Source organism: Micromonospora desertarenae (assembly GCF_056150265.1).
Genome location: NZ_JAXCFQ010000004.1, coordinates 507,735 through 532,598, shown reverse-complemented (window position 1 = coordinate 532,598; position 24,864 = coordinate 507,735). Strand labels below are relative to the sequence as shown.

The window sequence follows — 24,864 nt, the reverse complement described above, 5'->3', positions numbered from 1 at the left end:
CCGGGCGGCGGACGCCACCCGAACCGCTCCTCGCTCAGCCGGCGGCCGCCTTCAGCGCGTCACCGAGCGCGTTGGCCTCGTCGGGAGTCATCTCGACGACGAGCCGGCCACCGCCCTCCAGCGGGACCCGCATGACGATGCCCCGGCCCTCCTTGGTGACTTCCAGCGGACCGTCGCCCGTCCGCGGCTTCATCGCCGCCATGTTGTCTCCCCTCAGACCTACACCAGGGTCGGTGGGTTGCCCCACAGCCACTTCGTCACGACCACCCGCAACCTACGCGGGGGTGTCGACTGACGATTTTCCCTGATGAACACCGCCGGACCCAAACCGAAGCAGCATTGATGTAACAGCATCTAGCTTATCTTGAGAAGGCCTGTCACAATGTGCGGTCATGCAGGCACGGTCGGCACTCTTCGACCTGTACGGCGACCACCTCCGGCCACGGGGTGGCCGTGCGCCGGTCGCCGCCCTGGTCAAGCTGCTGGCGCCGCTCGGGATCGCCCCGCCCGCCGTACGGACGGCGGTGTCCCGGATGGTGCGTCAGGGGTGGCTCGACCCGTGCCGGCTCACCTCCGGGCCGGGATATTCGATCACACCGAAAGCCGCCCGCCGGCTCGACGAGGCGGCGGCCCGGATCTACCGCACCGGCCGGGTCAGCTGGGACGGCCGGTTCGACCTGCTCGTGCTGGAGGCGCCCGCCGGCCGCCGGGAACGCCAGCGGCTCGCCGCCAACCTGCGCTTCCTCGGCTACGGCACGCTCGACGAGCAGACCTGGGTGGCCACCCGCCCGGCCGAGGACGTCGACCTGCTGCTCGCCGAGGCCGGCGTCCGGTTCGAGCGGTTCACCGCCGCGCACGCCTCGGGCACCCCGGGCGCGATGGGCGTGGTCCGCCGGGCCTGGGACCTCGCCGAGATCGGCCGGGCCTACGAGCAGTTCGTCGCCGAGCAGCGCCCGCTGCTGGCCGGCGTGACCGTGCGCAGCGGCGACGAGGAGGCGTACGCCGCCCGGTTCCGGCTGGTGCACGCGTGGCGTACCTTTCTGTTCCGGGACCCGCAGCTGCCGCCGGCGCTGCTGCCCGAACGCTGGCCCGGCACCGCCGCGGCCAGCTTCTTCGACCGGCACGCCGCCCGGCTCCGGCCGGCCGCCGACCGGTACGTCGAGCAGTGCCTCGACGCCGGCAACCGCATCGTCCGACAGAAGGGTCGTTAGAGACGTGACCGAGCCGCTGCTGGTCGACCGCACCGACGCCGTCGTGACCCTGACCCTGAACCGCCCGTCCGCGATGAACGCGCTGGACGTGGCGCTCAAGGAGGCGCTCCGGGACACCCTGGCCGAGCTGGAGACCGACCGGTCCTGCCGGGCGGTGGTGCTGGCCGGCGCGGGCGGCTCGTTCAGCGCCGGCCAGGACCTGCGCGAGCACGTCCAGACCCTGGAGTCCGGCGAGGGCAAGCCGCTGGACACCGTCCGGGCGCACTACAACCCGATCGCCGCCCGGCTGGCCAACCTGCCGAAGCCGGTGGTCGCCGCGGTGCGCGGGATGGCCGCCGGGGCGGGCGCCTCGCTCGCCTTCCTGGCCGACCTGCGGATCGGCGGGCCGTCGACCAGCTTCCTGATGGCCTTCGCCCGGGTGGGGCTCGCCGCCGACACCGGCGCGTCCTGGACGCTGCCCCGGCTGGTCGGCCACGCCAAGGCGGTGGAGCTGCTGATGCTGGCCGAGCCGGTCCGCGCCGAGGAGGCCTGCCGGCTCGGGCTGCTCAACCGGATGGTCGAGGACGACGAGCAGGTGCTGCCGACCGCGCAGGAGCTGGCCGCCCGGCTCGCCGCCGGCCCGACCGTGGCGTACGGGGCGATCAAGCGGCAGCTCTCCATCGCCGACGCGGGCACCCTCGCCGACGCGCTGGCCGCCGAGGCGCAGGCCCAGTCGATCTGCGGGGCCACCGACGACCACCGGGCCGCCACGTTCGCCTTCGTCAACAAGCAGAAGCCGACGTTCGAGGGCCACTGACCCGGCCCGGGCGGGTCAGTCGTCCTCCTCCGGATCCTGGTTGGCCTCCTCGCCGAGCACGAACGCCTGCATCGCCAGTTCGTCGCCGGACGGCGAGACGAAGGCCGGCAGCTCGCGCGGGCCCAGCTCCTGCACGTACGCCCAGAACAGCCGGACCGCCTCGGCCGGCGACTCGGCCTCGATCGGCAGGTCGAGGCTGACCAACCAGGAGCGCCGTTCCTTCGGCGGGCCGAGCCGGTCGACCAGCCGCCGGAAGACCGCCGGGTCCAGCGGGCTCACCGGCCGGTCGAGGGTGAGCGCGTCGGCCGGCACCGGCTCGTCGAAGGCCCGCCGGGTGTACGCCACCACCAGCTCGGCCGGGCCCCGCTCGGACTGCGGATCGTCCGGGTCCTCGGGCGCCTCGGCGGTGGGCGCGACGACCCGGCCCAGCGCCACCAGCCGCGGCGGCTCGTCGGCCAGCACCGCCACCTGGTCGCCGGGGTGGGGGCGGGCGGTGCCGTCGAGGCCGGTCAGCTCCAGCGTGTCGTGGTGGACGAGCCGCTCGGCGTCGTAGCGCCCGGCCGGCAGCAGCACCGCCCAGACGCCCGTGCCGTCGGCCCGGCCCACCCCGTTCACCCGGTACGCGGTGTCGGTCGTCATGCCCTCATCCCATCACGCCCGGTCCGGGCGCCACGACGTGGCAGCCCGCCAGGTGGTCGTCGACCATCCCGGTGGCCTGCATCAGCGCGTAGGCGGTGGTCGGGCCGACGAACCGGAAGCCGCGCTTCTTGAGCGCCTTGGCCATCGCGGTGGACTCCGCGGTCAGCGCCGGCACCTGGGCGAACGACGTGGGCCGGCTGGCCCGGGGCGGCGGCGCGTACGACCAGAGCAGCTTGGACAGCCCCTCGGGCAGGTCGAGGGCGGCCCGCGCGTTGGCGATCGCCGCCTCGATCTTGGCCCGATTGCGCACGATGCCGGCATCGGCGAGCAGCCGGTTCACCTCGGCCTCGCCGTAGCCGGCCACCGTGGGGAGGTGGAAGTCGTCGAAGGCCAGCCGGAAGTTGGGCCGCTTGCGCAGGATGGTCAGCCAGGACAGGCCGGACTGGAACGCCTCCAACGTCATCCGCTCGTAGAGCGCGTCGTCGCCGTGCAGCGGCCGGCCCCACTCGGTGTCGTGGTAGACGGCGTAGTCGGGGGTGCTCGCCCCCCAGGCGCAGCGCGGCAGCCCGTCGGCGCCGATCACCAGGTCACTCACGGCGTAAACGGTAGGCCAATCCCCCGACACACCCATTGCCTCCGGCCGGGGCGGCTGCCTATGGTGCTGGTTACCAGTCGGTAGGTGTGCCTCGTCACACCCGGCCGGCGCCGGCGCACCGGCGGCACCGAGAGCGGGAGGCGGCACCGTGAAGGATTTCCCCGACATCATCGCCTGGTCGATCCCGGCCTTCCTGCTGCTCGTCGTGCTGGAACGGGTCTCCTACCTGCTGCACCGCGACGACGACGAGGTCGGCTACGGGGCGGCCGACACCGCCACCAGCCTGGCCATGGGGCTGGGCAGCGTCTTCACCGACCTGCTCTGGAAGATCCCGATCGCCGCCGCGTACGCGCTGCTCTACGCGCTCACCCCGCTGCGGGTCGTCGAGGTGTGGTGGAGCTGGCCGCTGATCGTGCTCGCCCAGGACTTCTGCTACTACTGGTCGCACCGGGGCCACCACGTGATCCGGATCCTCTGGGCCACCCACGTGGTGCACCACTCGTCCCAGCGCTTCAACCTCTCCACCGCGCTGCGCCAGCCGTGGACCAGCGTGACCGGCTGGGTGTTCTACATCCCGATGATCCTGCTCGGGGTGCACCCGGCGGTGGTGGCGTTCGCCGGCTCGGTCAACCTGCTCTACCAGTTCTGGATCCACACCGAGCGGATCGACAAGCTCCCCCGCTGGTACGAGGCGGTGTTCAACACCCCGTCGCACCACCGGGTGCACCACGCCTCGCAGGGCGGCTACCTGGACCGCAACTTCGGCGGCATCCTGATCGTCTGGGACCGGCTGTTCGGCACCTTCGCGCCCGAGCGGGAACGCTGCGTCTACGGGCTGACCAAGAACATCGAGACCTACAACCCGCTCCGGGTGGCCTTCCACGAGTACGTCTCGATCGCCCGGGACCTGCGGACCGCGGTGGGCTGGCGGCACCGGGCGGGGGTGCTGTTCCGCTCACCCGGTTGGCAGCCCGCCGCCGCGCCCGCGCCGGCCGCGCCGCCGGCCGCCCCGGCGCCGCCCGCCCCGGTCACCACCCGCTGAGCGGGGTCAGGGCAGGCGGCCCTGCTCGACCAGCCGGGCGAACTTCTTCAGCGCCTGGGTGAGGCCGAACTTCGAACCGGGCCAGAGCACCGGCCAGGCCACCCGGCCGGCGGTGCCGCCCGGCAGGTGGAACCACTCGTGCCAGACCACCTGGGTGCGGTCCCGCTCCAACTGGGTGCAGCGCAGTACGCCGGGGCCGCGCAGCAGCCGCCCGCAGTGCACCACCCGCACCTCGTACGGCGGGTCCACCTGGACCACCCGCATCTCGTCCCGGACCAGGGCGGGGCCGACCGCGGTGACCGCCTCGACCAGGCTGCCCTCGCCGCCGTCGCCCTCGATCACCCGCACCCGGGTGAACGGGATCCACTCGGACTGCCGCTCCCACGCGGTCAGTGCCGCGAAGACCCGGCCGGCCGGCGCGTTGACGATCACCGTGGCGGTCACCTCGCCGGCGCCCGGAGAGGCCGCCTCGCGCAGGTCGTCCGCTCCGTCGGCTCCGCTCACACCGGCTCCGACCGGGCCACCGGCCCGTGCCGGCCGTCCTCCGGCTCGCCCGGCGCGTCCTCGGTGTCGGCCGGTGGCTGGTGGACCCCTCCGGCCCCGTTCTCGCTCGGCGGCGCGGCCTCGGCAGCCGGCGTGCCGGTGGCCGACGGACCCGCTGCGGTGACGGTCCCGGCCGGCTCGCTGGCCGGCGCGGGCCGGGCGAAATCCGATTCGGTCACGGGCCGGGCGGTCGTGTTCCCGGCCGGCTCGGTGGCCGACGCCGGCCGGGCGAAGGCGTCGGTCGTGGACCGGGCGAAGGCGTCCCGCCCGGTCGCCGCCGGCTCGGCGAACACGACGGGCTCGGAGACGGCGGGCCCGTCGGACCCGGTGGGCTCGGTGGCGCCGGCCGCCGGAGCGGGCTCGGGCTGACCGGCGCTGCCGGCGGCCTGCTCGCGGGCCCGGCGCAGGGCGTCGGCGTCCGCGATCCGCCCCTCGCGCAGCGCGGTGACCTCCGCCTCCAGCACCCCGATCAGCTCGGACTTGTAGCCGATGTCGTACGCCGCCCGCCGCATCGCCTGGTCGACCTGGGCCATCCGGTAGCCGCGCAGGGCGGTGTCGAACCGGACCTCGCCGACGTCCGACTCGCGCAGTGGTCGGGCGCCCGGCAGGGGTACCGCCCGGCCGTCCGGCTCGACCGGCACCAGGCCGGGATCCCGGCCGCTGACCAGCACCGTCACCCCGAACACCACCGCCGCGACGGTCAGCGCCACGACCAGCAGGAGCAGAACCTGACCCATGCACAGATCGTGGCATGTCGAACGGGCCGGAGCGACCCCACCACCCACCCCGCCGTCGGATCCACCGGTTCCGGCGGGTCGGCCGGCACCGGTCGAGCGACACCACCGACGTCGAGCAGGGCGAACGTGGAGGGCCCACGAACCGCCCACCCGGGGCACCGTCCGTCCCGGGTGGGCGGAGGTGCCGGCCGGTGACCGGATAGCGTCGGGATCGGCCGGCGACGGGCGGTCGGCGGCGCGGAACTCGGGAGGCGGCATGGCCGGAGCGCTTCGGCTCGGTGCGCGGACGTTCGACGCCGGTGAGCTGGTGGTGATGGCGATCGTCAACCGCACCCCGGACTCATTCTTCGACCGGGGCGCGACCTTCGCCGCCGACAGCGCGCTGCGGGCGGTGGAGCGGGCGGTCGAGGAGGGCGCCGAGATCATCGACATCGGCGGGGTCAAGGCCGGCCCGGGCGCCGAGGTCGACGTGACCGAGGAGATCCGCCGGACGGTGGACACCATCGCCGCGGTCCGGGCCGCCTTCCCGGAGGTGGTCATCTCGATCGACACCTGGCGGGCCGAGGTGGCGGTGGAGGCGGTGGCCGCCGGGGCCGACCTGCTCAACGACACCTGGTCCGGCGCCGACCCGGCGCTGGCCCAGGTGGCGGCCGACACCGGCGCCGGACTGGTCTGCTCGCACGCCGGCGGGCTGGCGCCGCGGACCCGGCCGCACCGCGCGGCCTTCGACGACGTGGTGGCCGACGTGCTCGCCACGGTGACCGGGCTCGCCGACCGGGCGGTCGCGCTCGGCGTACGCCGGGACGGCATCCTGATCGACCCGGCGCACGACTTCGGCAAGAACACCCGCCACTCGCTGGAGATCACCCGCCGGCTGGACGAGCTCACCCGCACCGGCTGGCCGTTGCTGGTCGCCCTGTCGAACAAGGACTTCGTCGGCGAGACGCTGGACCTGCCGGTGCCCGAGCGGCTGGAGGGCACGCTGGCGGCGACCGCCGTCTCCGCCTGGCTGGGCGCCCGGGTGTTCCGGGCCCACCAGGTGCGCCAGACCCGCCGGGTGCTCGACATGGTCGCCTCGATCCGGGGCGACCGGCCGCCCGCGGCGACCCGCCGCGGCCTGGCCTGATCCCCGCCGCCCGGGTCAGGTCCAGCGCAGGATGTTCCGGCGCCAGGCGTAGAGGATGCCGAGCGCCAGCACCGCCACGAAGATCGCCATCTCCACCACGGTGACCATCCCGAACCCCGGCCGGTCGAAGACCACCGCCCAGGGGAAGAGGAAGACCGACTCCACCGCGAACAGCACGTACAGGTACGCGTACACGTAGTACCGGATCTGCATCTGCGCCCAGTCGGCACCGACCGGATCGAGGCCGCACTCGTAGGTGGCCCGCTTCCCGGGCGGATCAGCCGGACGGGCAGGACGTAACACCCGGTTGGCCGAGAACGCCATGACAAAGAAGAGGACGCTGGCGAGCAGCAGCAGCCCGAGCGTCGCGTACGAGCCCAGGTAGGTCACGCCCGGCAGCCTACCGCCCGACGCCGGCCGACCGTTCCGGACACGTTACGAATTTGTTTTCCGCTGGGACTAGTGCTCTGGGGCAAATGTCACGAATATTAAGCTCCAACCCTGGTCACCGGAGGACAGATGGCCCGCGCAGACGTATGGCCCGCCCGGCGGGCGCGCAGCCGGCGCCTCGTGCCGCTGCTGGCGGTTCCGCTCGCGCTCGGGCTGGCGCTCACCGTGCTGCCCGGCTGGGCGACCGCCGCCGCGCCGGCCGCCCTGGTGACCGCGCCCGGCACCGCGCCCGCCGACGAGCCGGACGACCAGACGCCGACCGCGGACCCGACCGACCCCGTGCCGACGACCGCGCCGCCGACCAGCCCGGAGACCACCCCGCCGGCGACGCCCACCGCCGATCCCGAGCCCACCGCCACCGACACCGGCGCTCCGACCACCGGGCCGCCGGCCACCGCCGGGCCCGCCACGCCCGTGCCGGTGCCGCCGCCGGTCCGGCCGTCCGCGCCCGGGCCGGGCACCCCGCCGGGCAGCCCGCTCGGCGTCCGGGTCAGCACCGGCGACATCCAGCTCTCCGGCCGGTACTGGAACGCCGCCAGCACGGTGGCCACGCTCCGGGTCAGCATCACCAACACCGGCACGGCGCGGGCCCGGATCCGACTCGGCTACACCCTGCCCGCCGGACTGTCCGACGCGGGCACCGCGGGCTGCGTCGCGACCGGGGGCGGCGAGCACCGGTGTGGCGAGTGGACCACCGCGCCGGGCGCGCGGTTCAGCACCCGGCTGAAGGTCCGCGTCAGCGGCACCGCCTGGCGGAACATGCCGCTGAGCGGCTCGGTCCGGGTCACCGCGACCGCGCCCGGCACCGCCGGCCCGGTCACCGACAACGAGGGCTTCGCGGTGCTCTTCCCGCCCGGCCCGCCGGTGCCCGGCATCACGTTGCAGGCCGACGAGGTCGCCTTCGACATCAGCGGCGGGGCCGCTGAACTCGCGGTCCGGCTGGGCAACACCGGCCGGGTGGACGCCAGCGGCCGGATCGAGGTGGTCCTGCCGGACGGGGTGAGCGTGCCGACGCCCCCGGCGGGATGCGCGGCGGCGGCCGGCCGGACCCGGTGCGAGGTCGGCACCGTGCCGGCCGGGCGGAGCGCCGAGCTGCGCCTGCCGGTGGTCGCGACGCCGGAGGCGCAGCGCGCCGCCCCGCTCTCCGGCGCGGTGGTCGGGCACCTGGACCCGCGCCAGGGCGGGACCCGGCAGGTGCAGATGAGCTTCCGGATCACCGCCGCGGCCGCCCTGACCACACAGGTCGCCGCGGCACCCGGGCCGACCGGGTCGCAGGGGGTGGTGGCCGCCACCGCACCGGTGCTCGACCGCGCGAGCGCCGGGTTGAGTTCGGTGCAGCGCACCGCGATCCTGTTGATCGCCGTCTCCGCGCTGCTGGTGGTGCTCGCCCTGACCCTGGCCACCGTCTCGCTGCGCCGCCGGATGACGACGCCGGTGGCCGAGCCGGCGGCGACGCCCGCTACCCCGGAGTGACCCGCCCGGCCGACCCGCCAGGACCGGGCGACGGCGGCGGGGCCGGCCGCCAGCGGTGATCTGAATTACGGCGGGCAGGGCAAAATGCCGTATTGCCGGACAAACAGCGACCATTTCCGGTCCCAGTCGGCGGACCTCCCGGGAGGTTGGTCGGTCGATCCGACGTAGGCTCTCAGATGAGGAACGACAGCGGGCCGGACCAGTCACGGACGGCCGGTGCGGCGGTGCGTCAAGGAGGTCACGTGGCCGGGCAAGGCGAGGTCACCATCAGTTTCAGCCGCCCGCGCGACCGCGCTGAGCGAAGCGAGGTGCAGGCGTGACGAAGCAGATCCGTCAGCTGGACCGGGTGGTGATCCGGTTCGCCGGCGACTCGGGCGACGGCATGCAGCTGACCGGCGACCGGTTCACCTCGGAGACGGCGCAGCTCGGCAACGACATCTCCACCCTGCCGAACTTCCCGGCGGAGATCCGGGCCCCTGCCGGGACCCTGCCCGGGGTGTCCAGCTTCCAGGTGCACTTCGCCGACTACGACATCCTCACGCCCGGTGACGCGCCGAACGTGCTGGTGGCGATGAACCCGGCGGCGCTGAAGGCCAATTTGGCCGACCTGCCCCGCGGCGCGGACATCATCGTCAACACCGACGAGTTCACCAAGCGCAACCTGGCCAAGGTCGGCTACCAGGTGAACCCGCTGGACGACGACTCGCTGGCCGGCTACGTGGTGCACCCGGTGGCGCTGACGTCGATGACCATCGGTGCGCTGGCCGACCAGGCGGTGTCCAAGAAGGACGCCGAGCGGGCCAAGAACATGTTCGCACTCGGCCTGCTCTCCTGGATGTACTCCCGGCCGTACGAGTCGACGCTGCGGTTCCTGGAGCGCAAGTTCGCGGCCCGGCCGGAGCTGGTGGCCGCGAACGTCGCCGCCTTCCGGGCCGGCTGGAACTTCGGTGAGACGACCGAGGACTTCGCGGTCCGCTACGAGGTCAAGCCGGCGAAGATGCAGCCCGGCACGTACCGCAACATCACCGGCAACGCGGCCCTGTCGCTCGGCCTGGTGGCCGCGGGCGTCCGCTCCGGGCTGCCGGTCTTCCTGGGCGCCTACCCGATCACGCCGGCCTCGGACATCCTGCACGAGCTGAGCAAGCACAAGAAGTTCGGCGTGCTCACCATGCAGGCCGAGGACGAGATCGCGGCGGTCGGCGCGGCGCTGGGCGCCTCCTACGGCGGCTCGCTGGGCGTGACCACCACCTCCGGCCCCGGCGTGGCGCTGAAGAGCGAGACGATCTCCCTGGCGGTGGCGCTGGAGCTGCCGCTGGTCATCGTGGACGTGCAGCGCGCCGGGCCGTCGACCGGCATGCCGACCAAGACCGAGCAGGCCGACCTCAACATGGCCCTCTACGGGCGGCACGGCGAGGCGCCGGTCGCGGTGATCGCCCCGAAGTCGCCGTCCGACTGCTTCTACGCCGCCCTGGAGGCGGCCCGGATCGCGCTCACCTACCGCACGCCGGTGATCCTGCTGTCGGACAACTACGTGGCCAACGGCTCCGAGCCGTGGCTGCTGCCCGACGTGGAGTCCCTGCCCGACCTGCGGGTGGAGTTCGCCACCACGCCCAACGGCGAGGACGGCACCACCTTCCTGCCGTACCTGCGGGACCCGCAGACCCTGGCGCGGCCGTGGGCCATCCCCGGCACCCCGGGCCTGGAGCACCGGATCGGCGGGCTGGAGAAGGCCGACAAGACCGGTGACATCTCCTACGACCCGGCCAACCACGACTTCATGGTCCGCACCCGCGCCGCCCGGATCGAGACGATCCCGGTCCCCGACGTCGAGGTCGAGGACCCGGACGGCGACGCCCGCGTCCTGGTGCTCGGCTGGGGTTCGACGTACGGGCCGATCGGCGCGGCCTGCCGCGCCCTGCGCCAGCGCGGGCTGCCGGTCGCGCAGGCGCACCTGCGGCACCTGGCGCCCATGCCGGCCAACCTCGGTGAGGTGCTGCGCTCCTACGACCGGGTGGTCATCCCCGAGATGAACCTCGGCCAGCTGGCGCACGTGATCCGGGCGAAGTACCTGGTCGACGCGATCGGCTACAACCAGGTCCGCGGCCTGCCGTTCACCGCCGCGGAGCTGGAGACGATGCTGGAAGAGGTCCTGAAGAATGTCTGAGCCCGTCGCGCTGAAGCTCACCGCCAAGGACTTCAAGTCCGACCAGGAGGTGCGCTGGTGCCCCGGCTGCGGTGACTACGCCATCCTCGCCGCCGTGCAGCAGTTCATGCCCGAGCTGAACATCCCGCGCGAGCGGATCGTCTTCGTCTCCGGCATCGGCTGCTCGTCCCGCTTCCCGTACTACATGAACACCTACGGGATGCACTCCATCCACGGCCGCGCCCCGGCGATCGCCACCGGCCTGTCCGCCACCCGGCCGGACCTGTCCGTCTGGGTCGTCACCGGCGACGGCGACGCCCTCTCCATCGGCGGCAACCATCTCATCCACGCGCTGCGCCGCAACGTCAACCTGAAGATCCTGCTGTTCAACAACCGGATCTACGGCCTCACCAAGGGGCAGTACTCCCCGACCTCCGAGGTCGGCAAGATCACCAAGTCGACGCCGGTCGGGTCGGCGGACGCGCCGTTCAACCCGATCTCCCTGGCGCTCGGCGCCGAGGCGACCTTCGTCGGCCGCACCATCGACTCCGACCGCAAGCACCTGCAGTCCGTGCTGCGGGCGGCGGCGGAGCACCAGGGCTCGGCGTTCGTGGAGATCTACCAGAACTGCAACATCTTCAACGACGGCGCCTTCGACCAGCTCAAGGAACCGGCCACCCGGGACGACTACCTGATCCGCCTGGAGCACGGGCAGCCGATCACCTTCGGCCGCGACGGCCAGTTCTGCGTCGTCCACCCGCCGGGCGGGTTCGGCCTGGAGGTACGGGAGACGGCGGCCACCAGCCCCGACGAGATCGTCGTGCACGACGCCACGGTCACCGACCCGGCGTACGCGTTCGCGCTGTCCCGGTTGCCCGGCCTCGACCTGCGCAACACCCCGATCGGCGTGTTCCGCTCGGTCCAGCGGCCCTCCTACGACAGCGTGGTGCAGGAGCAGCTCGCCACCGCCCGGGCGAAGGTCACCGACACCCCGGAACAGCAGCTCGCCGGCCTGCTCAACAGCGGCGACACCTGGACGATCCTCTGATCCGCCGCTGAGTCTCCACGGCAAAGGGTGGGCGTCCCCGCGCGGGGACGCCCACCCTTTCCGTTGTCCGGACGGGCACGTCAGCCGACCGAGGCCGGCACCCAGAGCTCGTCGATGGCGCGCTCGGCCGCCGCCAGGCTCTCCTCGTGCAGCGAGATCAGCTCGGCCATGGCCGGGACCACCGGGGCGAGGGTCAGCTCGGCGGTGATGAAGCGCGGTTGCATCCCGGTCTGCGACAGGCCGTGGGGCAGCCAGGGCTCGGCGTGGTCCCAGCCCTCCCGCGGGGTACCCGTGCCGTAGCCGCCACCCCGGCTGGCCAGCACGATGAACTCCCGGTCGCCCAGCAGTCCGGCGCCGGTCGCCGGGTCGTACGCGATGCCCGGCGCGATGAGGTGGTCGACCCAGGTCTTCACGCTGCTCGGGGCGCCGTAGTTGTAGAGCGGGAGCCCGAGCAGGACGGTGTCGGCCCGCTTCACCTCGTCCACCAGCCGCTCGGTCAGCTCCCAGGATGCGCGCTGCTCCGCGGTGTGCTGGTCGACCGGCACCAGCCGGGCCAGCCCGCCGGCCTCGTCCAGGTGCGGCAGCGGCTGCCGACCCAGGTCCCGGTAGGTCACCGTGCCGTCCGGGTGGGCGGCCCGCCAGGCCGCGGCCGCCCGGGCGGTGAGCCGGCGGCTGACCGACTGCTCGCCCCGGATGCTCGAGTCGATGTGCAACAGGTGTGGCATTTGGCTAACCCTTCACAGATGGTTTGTGTAGCGCCAACCATTTATAGCAGGCCGATGTTCCTCCCGTAGGTAGACTGGGTCACATGTCTGCCCTGCCGGTCGGCCAGTCGGAGCGCCGGTCCGGGGCGCTCCTCGACTACCTGGCCCGGCGGATGCGGCTGCGGTCGGAGTCGGTGCTCGCGCCACTCGGCCTGCGCCCCCGGCACCTGGTCGCGCTCACCGTGCTGCGCGACGCGGGCGGCATCAGTCAGCAGGGGCTGGCCAGCACCCTCCAGATCGACAGCACGAACGTGGTCGGGCTGCTCAACGACCTGGAGGCGGCACACCTGGTGGAGCGGCGGCGCTCACCGGAGGACCGCCGCCGGCACGACGTGTTCCTCACCGAGACCGGCGCGATCCGGCTCGGCGAGGCCGAATGCGCCCTGGCCAGCGCCGAGGAAGAGGTGCTGGGCGCGCTGGAACCGGCGGAGCGCGACCTGCTCTACGAGCTGCTCAAGCGGGCGACCAGCGGAGCGCCGGCCAACTGCGCGGCGGCGGTCACCGACGACGCGGAGCTCGACGCCAACTGCTGAGCCGCCGGCGGGTCAGCCGGTCGGCGCCGCCTGCGGCCGGTCGTCGCGGACGTGCACCAGCATGTCGCCGGTCTCGATGACCGCCCCGGCCCGGTCGGCCAGGGTGACCACCTTGCCCCGCCGGACCAGCGCGATGACCAGCGAATCCAGCTCGCGGGGGGAGCGCCCGACCTCGTGCCGTTCGGCCGATCGCATGGCCAGCGCCATCCCCTGCCCCGGCGTGAGCAGGTCCTCCACCACGTCGATCAGCGGCGGGGCGGAGGTGGAGAGCCCCAGCAGCCGGCCGGCGGTCGCCGACGAGACGATCACGTGGTGCGCACCGCTCTGCTTGAGCAGCGGCGCGTTCTCGGCCTCCCGGGCGGCGGCGATGATCCGCACCTGCCCCGCGGTGAGCTGGCGTACGGTCAGCGCCACCAGGACGGACGCGTCGTCACTGTCGGTCGCGATGATGACCGCCTTGGCGTGCCGGACGTGCGCCTCGTTGAGCACCGAGGAACGGGTCGCCGAGCCCTCGATCGCGACCAGCCCGGCCGAGGTGGCCTGCCGCAGCGCCGCGCCGTTGCGCTCCACCACCACGATCCGGGACTTCTCCAGACCGTTCTCCAGCAGGGCGGAGACCGCGCTACGGCCCTTGGTGCCGTAGCCGCAGATGATGACGTGGTCCTTCACGGTTCTCCTCCACCGCGACAGGCGACGGCCGGTGCGGTACTGCTCGGTCAGGACTTCCAGCGTGGTGCCGACCAGGATGATCAGGAAGAGCACCCGGGCGGGGGTGATGTACAGGACGTTCACCAGCCGAGCGCTCTGGCTGACCGGGGTGATGTCGCCGTAGCCGGTGGTGGAGAGCGACACCACCACGTAGTAGAAGCAGTCGAGGAGGGTCAGCCCGTCCTCGTTGACGTCCCGGTAGCCGTCCCGGTCGAGGTAGACCACCCCGACGGTGGCGAGCACCAGCCCGACCGCGGCGGCCAGGCGCAAACTCAGCGCGCTCAGCGGCCCCCGCCGCTGTGCGGGAAAATGGATCACCGGGCGACCTGCTCCACCGACGCCTGCACGCCCACAACATAGCGGTTTCCCCGGCGATCGCACGCCCGGGTGGAGATCGCGGGCAACCGGGCCGGGCCGGGCCGACCGGGACGGCGCTGAGCGGGCATGATGGAGGTGTCCCGGACGACCGCGAGAGTGAGGCCCGCATGTCGTTGCTGCGACGAGTGATCGGCGGCGTGCTGCGCCGGCTCCGGCTGCGCCAGGGCCGCACGCTGCGCGAGGTGGCGGTGGCCGCCGGGGTGTCGGTGCCCTACCTGTCGGAGATCGAGCGGGGCCGCAAGGAGGCCTCGTCGGAGGTGCTCGCGGCGATCTGCCGGGCGCTCGGCATCCGCCTCTCCGACCTGCTGGAGGAGGCGCGGGACGACCTGCGCCGGGTGGAGCCGCGCATCCCCACCGCGCCGCGGGCGGCGCTGGCGCGGCTGGAGCGGGTGCCGGTCTCCCGCCACGAGGAGAGCGCCCCGCGCCTGACGGTCGCGCCGCGGGCCGGCCGTACCCGGGTCGGCTTCGGCCCCGGCGCCGGCGAGCCGCGGCCGCACCTCGCGGAGCGGCCCCACACCGGCGGGTCCGTGCTGCTCACCGTGGGTGTGCCGGCGTACGTCGGCAACCAGCTGCCGGTGCTCGGCTCGACCGTGGGCGGGGCGGGGCTGCGGGTGCGGCTGATCCCCTCCGCCCCGGCCGGGCGCCCCCGTCCGCGTACCGCGAAGGTGCTGGCCAGGAGGCGGGGGCGGGCAGGCCGGCGGCGGCTGACCCCGGCGTAGCCCGGCCGGGTTCTGCCCACGGCGGATCTGCCCCGGGCAGAAACCCTGGGTTCCACCGGCCGGCCGCCGGAGGCTGGAAGCGCCGGTCCCCCGGGCGGTTCCGCCGCCCGCCGGCACGGTGGAAGGCGGACACGATGATCTCCAACGGCGTACGGATGCTGGACAACGGGCAGCCGACCTTCGGCGACCAGGTCTTCGAGCGGCTGCTCAAGGAGCGGATCGTCTTTCTCGGCACCGAGGTGACCGACGCGTCGGCGAACCAGATCTGCGCCCAGATCCTGCTGCTCGCCGCCGAGGACCCCGAGCGCGACATCTTCCTCTACATCAACTCGCCGGGCGGCTCGGTGACCGCCGGCATGGCCGTCTACGACACCATGCGGTACGTCCGCAACGACGTGGCCACCCTGGCGCTCGGCTTCGCCGGCTCGATGGGGCAGTTCCTGCTCTGCGCGGGCGCCGCCGGGAAGCGCTACGCCCTGCCGCACTCGCGGATCATGATGCACCAGCCGTCCGGTGGGATGGGTGGCACCGCCGCGGACATCACCATCCAGGCCGAGAACATGCTGCACGTGAAGCGGACCATGCAGGAGCTGATCGCCCGGCACAGCGGGCGCACGCTGGACGAGATCCAGACCGACTGGGACCGGGACCGCTGGTTCACCGCCGAGCAGGCCCGCGAGTACGGCCTGATCGACCGGGTGCTCACCACCGTCGACCAGCTTCCGGCGGGCTGACGGCCCGGGCCGCCACGGGGGGCCCGGGCGGGAACGCGCGACGGCGGCCGGCGATGGTCCCGCCGGCCGCCGTCGCGTGCCCGGTCGGCGGCCGCCGGCCGCCGGCCCCTCCGTCAGGGAGTGTGGGCGGCGCGGAGCGCCGCGGTGGTCCGGGTGGCGACGAGCGCGGTACGGCGCACGCGGTCCTCCCCGGATGGAGCGAACCGGCACGGCGCCGGACGCGCCCCCTCGATCGCGTCCGACACCCAACGTGGGAATGTCGTCACGTGCCGATCCCCCGGTAGGGCGGAGCCTATGTCGGGTGGGAACGGCGTGCGCGGGCTCACGGCGCAGCGTCTTGATGGCAATATTCGTTACATCGACCCCGGTCCCGCACCTGTCGACGGCCGCGCCGACCGTGGCCGTCGCAGTGGCCCGGTAGCGTGCCGGGATGATCGGAGCCGATTTCCTGCGCGACACCCGCACGTCCTACGACACCGTGGCCACCAGCTACGCCGAGCATCTCCGGGACGAACTGGCGAACAAGCCGTGGGACCGGGCCGTGCTCACCTGCTTCGCCGATCTGGTCCGCGCCGACGGCAACCGGCCCGTCGCCGACCTGGGCTGCGGACCGGGCCGGATCGCCGGATACCTGCACGGGCTCGGGCTGGACGTCTCCGGTGTCGACCTGTCCCCGGGGATGATCGAGACGGCCCGGGCGGCCCACCCCGGGCTGCGCTTCACGGTGGGCTCGATGACCGACCTCGACCTGCCCGACGCCACCCTCGGCGGCGTCGTGGCCTGGTACTCGACCATCCACCTGCCGGACGAGCTGCTCCCGGCCACCTTCGCCGAGTTCCGCCGGGTGCTGGCGCCGGGCGGTCACCTGGTGCTGGCGTTCCAGGTCGGTGACGAGCCGCTGCACCTGACCGAGGCGCTCGGCCACCCGGTCTCGTTGACCTTCCGGCGCCGGCAGCCGGACCGGGTCGCCGAGTTGCTGATCGGGGCCGGGTTCGAGCTGCGGACGCGGTCGGTACGCGACCCCGAGACGTTCGCGGGCCGCACCGAGCGCACACCGCACGCGTACCTGCTGGCCCGCCGGCCGGCCGACTCCTGACGGCAGCCGCCTGCCGGGTGGGGAGACGGCCCGTCCCCACCCGGCCGGCGGTCAGACCGTCAGGACCACCTTGCCCAGCGCCCGGCGCCCCTCCAGGTCGGCGTGCGCGGTGGCCGCGTCGGCGAGCGGGTACGTGGACACCCGCGGCCGCCACCAGCCCCGGCCGGCGAGTTCCAGCGACCGGCCGGCCAGGCCCGGGATGCCGCCGGGCAGGGCGCGCATCCGGTGGCCCAGCCACCCCACGGTGATGCCCCGCTCGACCAGGTCCGCCGTCTCGACCCGGGTGGCCTCGCCGGAGGACCAACCGAACATCATTAACCGGCCGCCCGGCCGCAGCAGTTCCAGCGCGGCCCGGCCGACCGCGCCGCCCACCCCGTCCCAGACCAGGGTGGGGCCGCCGACCTGCTCCCGGACCCGGTCCGCCCAGTCGGGCAACCCGTAGTCGACCACGAGGTGCGCGCCCAGGTCGTGCAACGCCGCCGTCCGGTCGGCGCCCCGCGCGGCCGCGACCACGGTCGCCCCGGTGGACCGGGCGGCCTGGACCAGCAGCCAGCCCATGCCACCGGCCGCCGAGGGCACCAGGACCACGTCGTCCGCGCCCGGGCGCTCCAGCTCGAAGACGCCGAGCGCGGTCCGGCCGGTGCCGACCGCGGCCACCGCTTCGGGAAAGCTCAACCGCTCCGGTACGGCGAACAGCGACTCGACAGCGGTCACCGCCTGCTCGGCGTACCCGCCCGGAACCATGCCGAGGTGGGCGACGACCCGCCGGCCGAGCCAGGACCCGTCGACGCCGGCGCCCACCTGGTCGACCACCCCGGCGACCTCCCGGCCGGGAATGGTGGGCAGCTCGGGCAGCGGCATCGGGCCGCCGGCCTCACCCCGGCGCAGGGTGGTGTCGAGCAGGTGCACCCCGCTGGCCCGGACGGCGATCCGCACCTGACCGGGGCCGGGTGAGAGGTCCGGCAGCTCGTCGAGGACCAGGTTGCCGGGCGGACCGAACTCGTGAAGCTGAATCGCACGCATGAGACGATCCGACAACCTCAAGGCCGGTTGAAGTCAAGCCCCGCCAGCCGATCCGGGCTCGTTTGTCCCTGCCCGGACCGGGAAGGCGGACAGCCCGGCCGGAGGCGAGGAGTCGTGATGATCGAGGTCTGCCGGACCATCCCCACCCCACCCGAGCGGATCTTCGCGGTGCTCGCGGACGGGTGGAGCTACGCCAGTTGGGTCGTCGGCGCCGCCCACATCCGGGCCGTCGACGACGGCTGGCCCGCGGTGGGCACCCGGGTCCAGCACCGGGTGGGGCCGTGGCCGTTGCAGATCGAGGACCAGACAGTGGTCCGCGCGATGGAGCCGAACCGGTTGCTCGAACTGGACGCGCACGCCGGGCGCCTCGGCGTCGCTCGCGTCCGCCTGGCCTTGGAGCCCGTCTCGGCGAGCGCGACCAGGGTACGGATGGGCTGGATGGCGGCCGCGGGGCCCGTCCGCTTCGTCCCGGAGGCCGTACTGGCGCTGATGCTGCGCGCGCGCAACTCGGAAACCCTGCACCGGGTGGACGACCTCGCCATCCATCGGCAACTCCGGGCAGCCTAGGCGAGGCTGCGGAACCGGCCGGCCGTGTTGTGCGGCGCGGTCGGTTCCCGGCGGTCTCCGTGCAACGGCTGCGGACAGCCGAAGAGTCCGCCCACCCCGCTGAGCGTCAGGACCCGCGCCGGCGTGCCGGCGGCGGCGGTGATGGTCACCCGCTGGCCGTGCGCCAGGGCGGTTTCCCGGACGGCCAGCAGTGCGGAGAGCGCGGCGCAGTCGAGGTGGCGCAGCGCTGTCAGGTCGAGGACGAGACGGGTCACCCCGGCGGAAGTCAGCAGGAGCCGCAGGTCGTGCTCGAGTTGGTCGGCGGTGGCCAGGTCGGCCTCACCGCTCAGGATGACGTACCGGGTGCCCGGCCTGACGTCGTGATAGTCGCACCGCAGCGCGCCGCGACAGGTGGCAGTGTCCATCGGAAGCTCAGTCCCCGCCCGGCGAAGGGCGATCGAGGGCCGGTCGACGTTGCCACCACCGATCCGGCGCCGAAGAGGACAGAGCTTGTGTGCGGCGGTGCCGACCTCGACGTGGCGCTTCGGGCGCCGTCTCGAACGCTACCCGCGACCACCGTAACCCGCCAGGTGAGGCGAACCATGCGGGTGGCGGCTGGACGTCCGCGATGTCAAACGCAGCCGGGGTGGACGGCCGGTCTGCCGGGTCAGGTTCTCGTGGACCGGGTGACGGCTGGTGAGGGGGCTTCCGGTGGTCGGCCCCAGGACTGGCGGGCGTCGGCCAGTGCCATGCCGAGGATTATGGCCACGGCGCCGGTGGCCGTGATCAACGGTGTGGTGAAGGCCAGCGGCAGTGCGGCGGCGGCCAGGGCGGCGATGCCGATGAGCCGGCGCCGGGAGAGCCGGTTGAAGACCACCCGTTCCAGGACGATCCGGCCCGCGACGTAGACGACCGGCCCGCCGAGGATCGCGACCAGCCAGGCCGGCCGCATCGGGTCGTCCGGGTGGGGCAGGACTATCTCGTAGCCGATGGCCACGAGCACGATGCCCAGGACCATCAGCATGTGGGCGCGCCCCGTGTTCCGACCGGCTCTGACCTGGTCTCCGGCCGAGTCGACGGCTTCGGGCAGCACCTGCCCGGCCCGGTAGTAGTAGATCCGCCACAGCAGCACCGTGGTGGCGAAGCCGACCAGGAGCGCCAGCGTCGAGGCCAGTGACACCGGTGTCTCGGTGTAGGTGATCCCCAGCGACAGCACGCTCTCGCCGAGCGCGATCAGCAGGAGCTGCTCGTACCGGTCGGCGAGGTGGTGAGTCTTGCTGGGTGCCCAGGCGCTGTCCAGTGTCCGCCTCATACCGGGCACCGGCCAGGAGGAGCGGGCGGCCAGGAGGTCGATCGTGATGGCCAGCGCCCACAGAACCACCCGTTTCCAGTCCTCGACCACGACGCCGGCCAGCCACGGCACGGCTGAGACGGTGAACCAGATCGCCGACCGAACGTTGAGGCTCCGCTGCGCACGAGCCCGCAGGAGGCTGATGAGCAGCAACGGTCGGCCCACCTGAAGGACCACGTACGGGACGGCGAAGGCGTAGCCGCGCTCGAAGAACGCGTACGGCAGGGACGACGCCATGAACACCACGCCCAACGCGGTGAGCAGCACCATCACCTGGATGACGGGCCGGCGCGGGTCGAAGCGGCTGGTGATGTGGGCGGTGGTGGTCCACAGCCACATGATCGGCAGGACCAGCACCAGGACGTACAGCAGCCCGGCCCACCGCTGGCCGATGCTGTCGGCGGACAGGTCGGGCGCGACCCGGGAGACGACGCCGGACAGGGCGAAGACCAGCACCAGGTCGAAGAAGAGCTCCAGGAAGTTGGCCCGCCGGCCGTCTCGCGCGGCGCTCGCCGGCTCTGCCGGCTCCTGGCCGGGTGGTGCGTCACGTCGCCGGGCACGCCCCTTCCGCCGGCCACCGGCCCCACCCTCGGTCACCGGTCCAGTCTTGGGCCCGCCGACGCCACGCAGGGTCAAAAGCGCTGGTTGTCGATGCGGAAGACGGCGGTGCCCCCGGCAGGGTTCTTGGCAGTGACCTGATCAGCTTGGGATTTGTGTCATCCGGCGCGATCGAGGCGGGCGGCGTTGTCGTACGACTCGCGGGCGTCGAGCAGTTCGTTCCAATGCTGCTCGGCCCACGCGCAGGCGACCGCCATCGGTTCGAGCATGCTGCGACCCACCGGCGTCAGCTCGTACTCGACGTGCGGGGTGAGCTCGGCGTAGACGGTGCGCTTGACCAGACCGTCGCGTTCGAGGGAGCGCAGCGACTGGGTGAGGACCTTGGGGGTGACGCGGCGCAGCGGCACGCGCAGCTCGGAGAACCGGCGCGGCCCGTGCTCGAGGCAGCGGATGATGAGCGCCGCCCACTTGTCGCCGAATCGGATCGGATTGAGCGACGACGGGCACAGCTCGTCGAACATGTCGGCGGGCAGGGGTTGCCTCATGGGCCTCACGATAGCTGGTATCCCGGTGGTAACCGCTGCCCTCGATAGCGTCGGCGAACCGGCCGGGCGCACGGGCTCCGGCCCTGGTGAGAGGCGTTCACTCATGAACATCGTGATCTTCGGTGCGGGCGGCCGGGCCGGGCGGCAGGCCGTCGCCGAGGCACGTCGGCGCGGCCACCAGGTCACCGCCGTGGTGCGCGACCCGGCACGCCACAGTGAGCTGGCCGACGTGCGGGTGGTGGCGGGCGACGTCACGGACGCGGTGAGCATCGCGGAGGCGGCCGCCGGGCATGACGCCGCCATCAGCGCGGCCGTGGACCTGTCCGGGTCACCGCACGACTTCTTCACCGCGTCATCACGCGCCCTGGCCACCGGGCTGGCGAAGGCGGGCGTGCGCCGCCTGGTGGTGGTCGGCCTCGCATCGATCATGCCCGGGGCGTCCGGTGCCGCGCTGATGGACGAGCCCGGCTACCCGAACGAGTACCGCTCCTTCTACCTCGGCCACGCGGCAGGCCTTGAAGAGCTCCGTACCTGCGATCTCGACTGGGCGTACGTGGCTCCCGCGGGCGACTTCGACCATGACGGCACGCGCACCGGCCGCTACCGGCTCGCCGACCACGGCGATGCGGCCAGCCGGATCAGCTACGCGGACTTCGCGATCGCGCTGCTCGACGACATCGACGCACCCCGCCACCACCGCGCCGCCGTGAGTGTCCGGGAGGCATGATGACCAAGGTCCACGACAGCCCGAACGCCTGGGTCGCCGAGCACATCCGCCGTTTCGAGGAGACCGGAGGCCGACCCCGGCCCGGCGTGAACGACCTGCTCTTGACGACCCGAGGCCGGAAGACCGGCGAGCTGCGCCGCACCGCACTGGTCTACGCGCGCGACGGCGACCGCTACGTGCTGGCCGCCTCCAACCGCGGCTCGGACCACCATCCCGCGTGGTACCTCAACCTGCTCGCCGACCCGTACGTCACGGTGCAGGTCGGTACGGAGACCTTCACCGCACGCGCGCGCCCTGCCACCGCGGACGAGCGTCCACACCTATGGCGGCTGATGGTTTCCACCATGTCGGAGTACGCGGCCTACCAGCAGCGGATCACACGGGAGATCCCCGTGGTTGTCCTGGAACGTGTCCAAGACCTGAACGACGCTCGGGGCGACGGCAGCGCGTTTCGGGGTGGGACCTGATCTCCTCGTCGGTTCGGGGGCGCAGCCGCGAGGTCTTCACGATCGTGTGTCTCCGCAGCGTGGCCGGCCGGCCCGGCCGATGCCGGCGGTAGGTCGCCGGCAGGCCGGGGCCGGACCGGCGCGGCCCGCTCGCGGGGCGCCTTGAAGATGACGAGACGATCGGGCACGCAAGCCCGGAAGGCCGACCATGATCGTTGGTCAAGGCTGTGACCTGGTGCCCCCGGCAGGATTCGAACCTGCGACACACGGTTTAGGAAACCGTTGCTCTATCCCCTGAGCTACGAGGGCGCGAGCCGTCAGTCTAGCGACCCTGCGGATGGACCCGCGTTGGGCGGGGAGTGATCAACATTCACCTCCACCCACCCCGGCCGCCCCGCCCGCGGCCACCCGGGACCGCGGCCACCCCGCCGGCGAGCGGGAGCGGAGTATCCTGGTGGGTCTGTAGCTCACATCCGCCTCGTCGGGTGTGACGAACCCGCGTTGAGCAACCGGCGCGGGTCCCGGCTCCGCCCCGGTGGGTCCGTGCAGCGGTCCGCGGCGCGCGGACCTGCCATCCGCGCCCACCCGGTTCCGACTGCTGCGGCGGGTGCGCCGGCCGTGAGGACTTGGCGCGATGACCCGACCACCGACGGACCCCGCCGACGCCTTCGCCGAGCTCGGCCGCATCAAGCTCGGCGAGGTCGGCCTCGAGGACGTGCTGCAACGCGTCGCGGAACTGGCCAAACGGGTGCTGCCCATGCCGGTGGAGGTGTCCGTGACGCTCGTCCGCGGCGGCACGGGGCACACCGCGGCGTTCACCGACGACCTGGCCCGCGACCTCGACGAGCGGCAGTACGCCCAGGGGCGGGGCCCCTGTCTGGACGCCTCCACCAGCGGCGACGTCATGTCCATACCCGACCTCAGCGCCGAGGACCGGTGGCCGGACTGGGCCGCGCGCGGGGCGAAGGCGGGGGTGGGCAGCTCGGTGTCCATCGGCCTGCCCATCCAGGAGGCGGTCGTCGGAGCGCTCAACGTCTACGCCCGTGCCCCGCACGCCTTCGACGACGACACGGTCACCGTGCTGCAGACCTTCGCCGCGTACGCCGGCGTCGCTCTGGCCAACGCGCAGCTCTACGACAGCACCGCCACCCTCGCCCGGCAGATGCAGCAGGCGATGGCCAGCCGCGCGGTGATCGAGCAGGCCAAGGGCATCGTCATGGCCGAACGCCGCTGCACCCCCGACGAGGCGTTCGCGATCCTCGCCAAGGTGTCCCAGGACTCCAACCGCAAGGTCCGGGACGTGGCCCAGGCCCTCGTCGACCGGGCAGCCGAGGCGCCCGGGGTCTGACGTGGCCCGGACGGTCATCGCTCGCCTTGGCAGCCGTCCGTCCGGCCCATTGAGCGGCGACACCAGCAGGTGTGGCACCGACTCCTGGGGGTAGGGACACGTCACGGGTCAAGACATGTGCCCTCCAGTGCTCTCCTCTGCCGCGTCTTCCGGTACGGGTGGGCCCCCGCTGGATCACGGAGGTGCCATGTCAGGAAACGGAACCCCCCGTACGCGCGGCGACCGGCCCACTCGGGAGACCGATCGGCCCGGTGAGCCCGTCGTGTCGTTGGCGCTGACCAGCGACGGTTCGGCGAAGCTGGTCACCGTCTCGGGTGAGATGGACAGCAGCAACGCCCACCTGCTCACCGAGTTGGTGGAGTGCGTCTGCCGCCCGCCGGTGTCTGTGATCGCGGTGGATCTCGCCGCAGTGCGGTTCTTCAGCACCTACGGGGTGACCGCGTTGCTGGAGGCGCAGCACATCGCGGCGACCGCCGGGGCCGTGCTCCTCCTGCGCGACCCCGCGCCGTGCGTCACCCACCTCCTGGCCACGGCCGGCGCTTTGGGTCGCTTTCCGCTCGGCCGGGGTGACGGACGCCCTCCCCGCCCGCGATCGACGACCGCTGACCCGGTTACTCCGCCGCGGCGCGCCACTGACGACGGGTTGTCTTCGTGGTCACCACACCACTAGCCCGGGAAGCCGCCGTTCCGCCCGCCGGCGGTCTTCCGCCGACGCTGGCGTGGCGGAGGAGTTCCTCCTCATCGGTCCGTGCCCGTGGCCGGCACGGTGGCCGGCGCCCCGGCGGCGGCGCCGCGGAGTCAGGCCCGACCCGACGCAGGCCGGCGGGAGCTGGCCGCCGACCGCGGTGCGGCGGTCAGTCGCGGCCGCCGTTCACCGCCCGGTCGACCAGTTGCTCGGCGACCTCCCGCAGCTTCCGGTTGGAATCCTGGGACACCCGGGCCAGGATGGCGAACGCCTCGTCGGCCGAACACCGGCGCTGACCCATGATCATGCCCTTGGCCTGCTCGATCACCGCCCGGCTCTGCATCGCCTCCTGCATCTGCTGAGCCAGGGTGGCGGTGCTCTCGTAGAGGTGGACGTTGGCCAACGCGATGGCGGCGTACCCGGCCAGCGTCTGGGCGAGTTCGACCTGGTCGTCGAAGACCCCCGGTGCCGCGCCGTAGATGTTGAGCGCGCCCACCATCGCCTCCTGGATGGGCAGGCCGATCGACAGGGAACTCGCGGCCCCCGCCTCGTGGGCCCGGCCCGCCCACTCGGGCCAGCGGCTCTCCGCCGTCATGTCCGGCACCAGCATCGCGGCCCCGGTCGTCGCGGCGTCCAGGCACGGGCCGCGGCCATGCTCGTACTGCCACTGGTCCAGCGTCAACGCCAGATCGCCGGTGTACCCGGCGGTGTACGCCTCGGCGCCCTGGACCAGGGTGACGGAGACCTCGGTGGTGCCGGGGATGGTGTCCTTGGCGACCTGGGCGATGGGCGACAGAACCACGTCGAGGTCGACCTCGTCGTACTTGATCCGTCCGAGTCTGATCAGGGCTTCGGCGAGGTCGGGGTGGGCCTGCGGCAGGAGCTGGGACGTCCTTGTGC

28 protein-coding genes, 1 tRNA gene and 1 pseudogene are annotated in these 24,864 nt (G+C 73.1%); 16 read left to right on the top strand and 14 right to left on the bottom strand.

The annotated features are described in order from the left end of the window. Positions 1-34 precede the first annotated feature (34 nt). Positions 35-202 (bottom strand): DUF3117 domain-containing protein, encoded by a 168-nt coding sequence (locus SM577_RS11315; protein WP_007455245.1) that lies wholly within the window; start codon positions 200-202, stop codon positions 35-37. Positions 203-392: 190 nt separating this feature from the next. Here SM577_RS11315 and SM577_RS11310 point away from each other — a divergent pair, with 190 nt between their 5' ends. Beyond that, positions 393-1,211, top strand: a complete 819-nt coding sequence (locus SM577_RS11310) for a PaaX family transcriptional regulator (RefSeq protein ID WP_088997232.1) — start codon at positions 393-395, stop codon at positions 1,209-1,211. A gap of 4 nt (positions 1,212-1,215) precedes the next feature. After that, positions 1,216-2,007 carry an enoyl-CoA hydratase/isomerase family protein gene (locus tag SM577_RS11305; protein ID WP_302918409.1) on the top strand — a complete coding sequence of 264 codons (792 nt, stop codon included), beginning with the start codon at positions 1,216-1,218 and terminating at the stop codon, positions 2,005-2,007. A 15-nt stretch (positions 2,008-2,022) separates the two neighbouring features. On the opposite strand, the gene SM577_RS11300 is transcribed toward SM577_RS11305, so the two are convergent. Next, on the bottom strand, positions 2,023-2,646 hold the full coding sequence (locus tag SM577_RS11300) for a hypothetical protein (RefSeq protein ID WP_474586845.1): 624 nt from the start codon (positions 2,644-2,646) through the stop codon (positions 2,023-2,025). A gap of 4 nt (positions 2,647-2,650) precedes the next feature. Further along, positions 2,651-3,241 (bottom strand): DNA-3-methyladenine glycosylase I, encoded by a 591-nt coding sequence (locus SM577_RS11295; RefSeq protein ID WP_474586844.1) that lies wholly within the window; start codon positions 3,239-3,241, stop codon positions 2,651-2,653. Between the two features lie 148 nt (positions 3,242-3,389). Between SM577_RS11295 and SM577_RS11290 the strand changes: the two genes are divergently transcribed. Continuing rightward, positions 3,390-4,283, top strand: a complete 894-nt coding sequence (locus SM577_RS11290) for a sterol desaturase family protein (protein WP_474586843.1) — start codon at positions 3,390-3,392, stop codon at positions 4,281-4,283. 6 nt (positions 4,284-4,289) lie between these two features. On the opposite strand, the gene SM577_RS11285 is transcribed toward SM577_RS11290, so the two are convergent. Next, on the bottom strand, positions 4,290-4,787 hold the full coding sequence (locus SM577_RS11285; protein ID WP_302918413.1) for an SRPBCC family protein: 498 nt from the start codon (positions 4,785-4,787) through the stop codon (positions 4,290-4,292). A 412-nt stretch (positions 4,788-5,199) separates the two neighbouring features. Then, positions 5,200-5,563 (bottom strand): annotated as a pseudogene (locus SM577_RS11280) (DivIVA domain-containing protein); the annotation flags it as partial. A 256-nt stretch (positions 5,564-5,819) separates the two neighbouring features. Here SM577_RS11280 and folP point away from each other — a divergent pair. After that, positions 5,820-6,689 (top strand): dihydropteroate synthase, encoded by an 870-nt coding sequence (folP, locus tag SM577_RS11275; RefSeq protein ID WP_474582646.1) that lies wholly within the window; start codon positions 5,820-5,822, stop codon positions 6,687-6,689. Between the two features lie 15 nt (positions 6,690-6,704). Here folP and ndhC read toward each other — a convergent pair whose 3' ends face one another. Next, positions 6,705-7,079: an NADH-quinone oxidoreductase subunit A gene (ndhC, locus tag SM577_RS11270; RefSeq protein WP_302918416.1), complete on the bottom strand. Its 375-nt coding sequence runs from the start codon at positions 7,077-7,079 to the stop codon at positions 6,705-6,707. Between the two features lie 129 nt (positions 7,080-7,208). Here ndhC and SM577_RS11265 point away from each other — a divergent pair, with 129 nt between their 5' ends. The 3 genes from SM577_RS11265 to SM577_RS11255 all read left to right on the top strand — a co-directional run bounded on the left by SM577_RS11265 (position 7,209) and on the right by SM577_RS11255 (position 11,803). Beyond that, positions 7,209-8,612, top strand: coding sequence for a hypothetical protein (locus SM577_RS11265; RefSeq protein WP_474586842.1), 1,404 nt, complete (start codon positions 7,209-7,211; stop codon positions 8,610-8,612). A gap of 316 nt (positions 8,613-8,928) precedes the next feature. Further along, entirely contained in the window at positions 8,929-10,776 is a 1,848-nt protein-coding gene (locus SM577_RS11260) for a 2-oxoacid:acceptor oxidoreductase subunit alpha (protein WP_302918418.1), read from the top strand. Continuing rightward, a complete protein-coding gene (locus tag SM577_RS11255) occupies positions 10,769-11,803 on the top strand; it encodes a 2-oxoacid:ferredoxin oxidoreductase subunit beta (RefSeq protein WP_302918419.1) in 1,035 nt (344 codons plus the stop codon). The genes SM577_RS11260 and SM577_RS11255 overlap by 8 nt, the downstream gene beginning before the upstream one ends. Positions 11,804-11,883: 80 nt before the next feature. Here the strand turns inward: SM577_RS11255 and SM577_RS11250 are convergent, their stop codons facing one another. Then, entirely contained in the window at positions 11,884-12,528 is a 645-nt protein-coding gene (locus SM577_RS11250; RefSeq protein WP_302918420.1) for an FMN-dependent NADH-azoreductase, read from the bottom strand. An 83-nt stretch (positions 12,529-12,611) separates the two neighbouring features. On the opposite strand from SM577_RS11250, the gene SM577_RS11245 reads away from it, so the two are divergent. Beyond that, positions 12,612-13,100, top strand: coding sequence for a MarR family winged helix-turn-helix transcriptional regulator (locus SM577_RS11245; protein WP_474582651.1), 489 nt, complete (start codon positions 12,612-12,614; stop codon positions 13,098-13,100). A gap of 12 nt (positions 13,101-13,112) precedes the next feature. On the opposite strand, the gene SM577_RS11240 is transcribed toward SM577_RS11245, so the two are convergent. Further along, the gene (locus tag SM577_RS11240; RefSeq protein ID WP_302918422.1) at positions 13,113-14,126 is read right to left on the bottom strand and encodes a potassium channel family protein; all 1,014 of its coding nucleotides are present in this window, start codon (positions 14,124-14,126) and stop codon (positions 13,113-13,115) included. A 167-nt stretch (positions 14,127-14,293) separates the two neighbouring features. On the opposite strand from SM577_RS11240, the gene SM577_RS11235 reads away from it, so the two are divergent. The 3 genes from SM577_RS11235 (at position 14,294) to SM577_RS11225 (ending at position 16,735) form a co-directional block, all read left to right on the top strand. Next, positions 14,294-14,905, top strand: a complete 612-nt coding sequence (locus SM577_RS11235) for a helix-turn-helix domain-containing protein (protein WP_302918423.1) — start codon at positions 14,294-14,296, stop codon at positions 14,903-14,905. A gap of 134 nt (positions 14,906-15,039) precedes the next feature. Next, a complete protein-coding gene (locus SM577_RS11230) occupies positions 15,040-15,639 on the top strand; it encodes a ClpP family protease (RefSeq protein WP_302918424.1) in 600 nt (199 codons plus the stop codon). Between the two features lie 430 nt (positions 15,640-16,069). Then, positions 16,070-16,735, top strand: coding sequence for a class I SAM-dependent DNA methyltransferase (locus tag SM577_RS11225; RefSeq protein ID WP_474586841.1), 666 nt, complete (start codon positions 16,070-16,072; stop codon positions 16,733-16,735). A 51-nt stretch (positions 16,736-16,786) separates the two neighbouring features. Here the strand turns inward: SM577_RS11225 and SM577_RS11220 are convergent, their stop codons facing one another. Next, complete coding sequence (locus SM577_RS11220; protein WP_474586840.1) at positions 16,787-17,758, bottom strand: zinc-binding dehydrogenase; 972 nt, start codon at positions 17,756-17,758, stop codon at positions 16,787-16,789. Positions 17,759-17,875: 117 nt separating this feature from the next. Here SM577_RS11220 and SM577_RS11215 point away from each other — a divergent pair, with 117 nt between their 5' ends. After that, the gene (locus tag SM577_RS11215; protein WP_474586839.1) at positions 17,876-18,325 is read left to right on the top strand and encodes an SRPBCC family protein; all 450 of its coding nucleotides are present in this window, start codon (positions 17,876-17,878) and stop codon (positions 18,323-18,325) included. On the opposite strand, the gene SM577_RS11210 is transcribed toward SM577_RS11215, so the two are convergent. The 3 genes from SM577_RS11210 to SM577_RS11200 form a co-directional block, all read right to left on the bottom strand. After that, positions 18,322-18,729: an STAS domain-containing protein gene (locus SM577_RS11210; protein ID WP_302918428.1), complete on the bottom strand. Its 408-nt coding sequence runs from the start codon at positions 18,727-18,729 to the stop codon at positions 18,322-18,324. The genes SM577_RS11215 and SM577_RS11210 overlap by 4 nt on opposite strands. Before the next feature lie 242 nt (positions 18,730-18,971). Continuing rightward, positions 18,972-20,252 carry a low temperature requirement protein A gene (locus tag SM577_RS11205; protein WP_474586838.1) on the bottom strand — a complete coding sequence of 427 codons (1,281 nt, stop codon included), beginning with the start codon at positions 20,250-20,252 and terminating at the stop codon, positions 18,972-18,974. A 119-nt stretch (positions 20,253-20,371) separates the two neighbouring features. Beyond that, the gene (locus tag SM577_RS11200) at positions 20,372-20,758 is read right to left on the bottom strand and encodes a winged helix-turn-helix transcriptional regulator (RefSeq protein WP_302918430.1); all 387 of its coding nucleotides are present in this window, start codon (positions 20,756-20,758) and stop codon (positions 20,372-20,374) included. Here SM577_RS11200 and SM577_RS11195 point away from each other — a divergent pair. Beyond that, positions 20,757-21,485 (top strand): NAD(P)-dependent oxidoreductase, encoded by a 729-nt coding sequence (locus SM577_RS11195; protein ID WP_474586837.1) that lies wholly within the window; start codon positions 20,757-20,759, stop codon positions 21,483-21,485. The two genes, SM577_RS11200 and SM577_RS11195, sit on opposite strands and share 2 nt — an antisense overlap. Further along, positions 21,482-21,952 (top strand): nitroreductase family deazaflavin-dependent oxidoreductase, encoded by a 471-nt coding sequence (locus SM577_RS11190; protein ID WP_302918432.1) that lies wholly within the window; start codon positions 21,482-21,484, stop codon positions 21,950-21,952. The genes SM577_RS11195 and SM577_RS11190 overlap by 4 nt, the downstream gene beginning before the upstream one ends. Before the next feature lie 212 nt (positions 21,953-22,164). On the opposite strand, the gene SM577_RS11185 is transcribed toward SM577_RS11190, so the two are convergent. Further along, a tRNA-Arg gene (locus SM577_RS11185) sits at positions 22,165-22,240 on the bottom strand. Positions 22,241-22,565: 325 nt separating this feature from the next. On the opposite strand from SM577_RS11185, the gene SM577_RS11180 reads away from it, so the two are divergent. Both SM577_RS11180 and SM577_RS11175 read left to right on the top strand, forming a co-directional pair. Beyond that, on the top strand, positions 22,566-23,279 hold the full coding sequence (locus SM577_RS11180; protein WP_474586836.1) for a GAF and ANTAR domain-containing protein: 714 nt from the start codon (positions 22,566-22,568) through the stop codon (positions 23,277-23,279). A gap of 262 nt (positions 23,280-23,541) precedes the next feature. Then, entirely contained in the window at positions 23,542-23,949 is a 408-nt protein-coding gene (locus SM577_RS11175) for an STAS domain-containing protein (RefSeq protein WP_474586835.1), read from the top strand. A 184-nt stretch (positions 23,950-24,133) separates the two neighbouring features. On the opposite strand, the gene SM577_RS11170 is transcribed toward SM577_RS11175, so the two are convergent. Then, entirely contained in the window at positions 24,134-24,844 is a 711-nt protein-coding gene (locus tag SM577_RS11170; protein ID WP_474586876.1) for a GAF and ANTAR domain-containing protein, read from the bottom strand. Between the last annotated feature and the right edge of the window lie 20 nt (positions 24,845-24,864).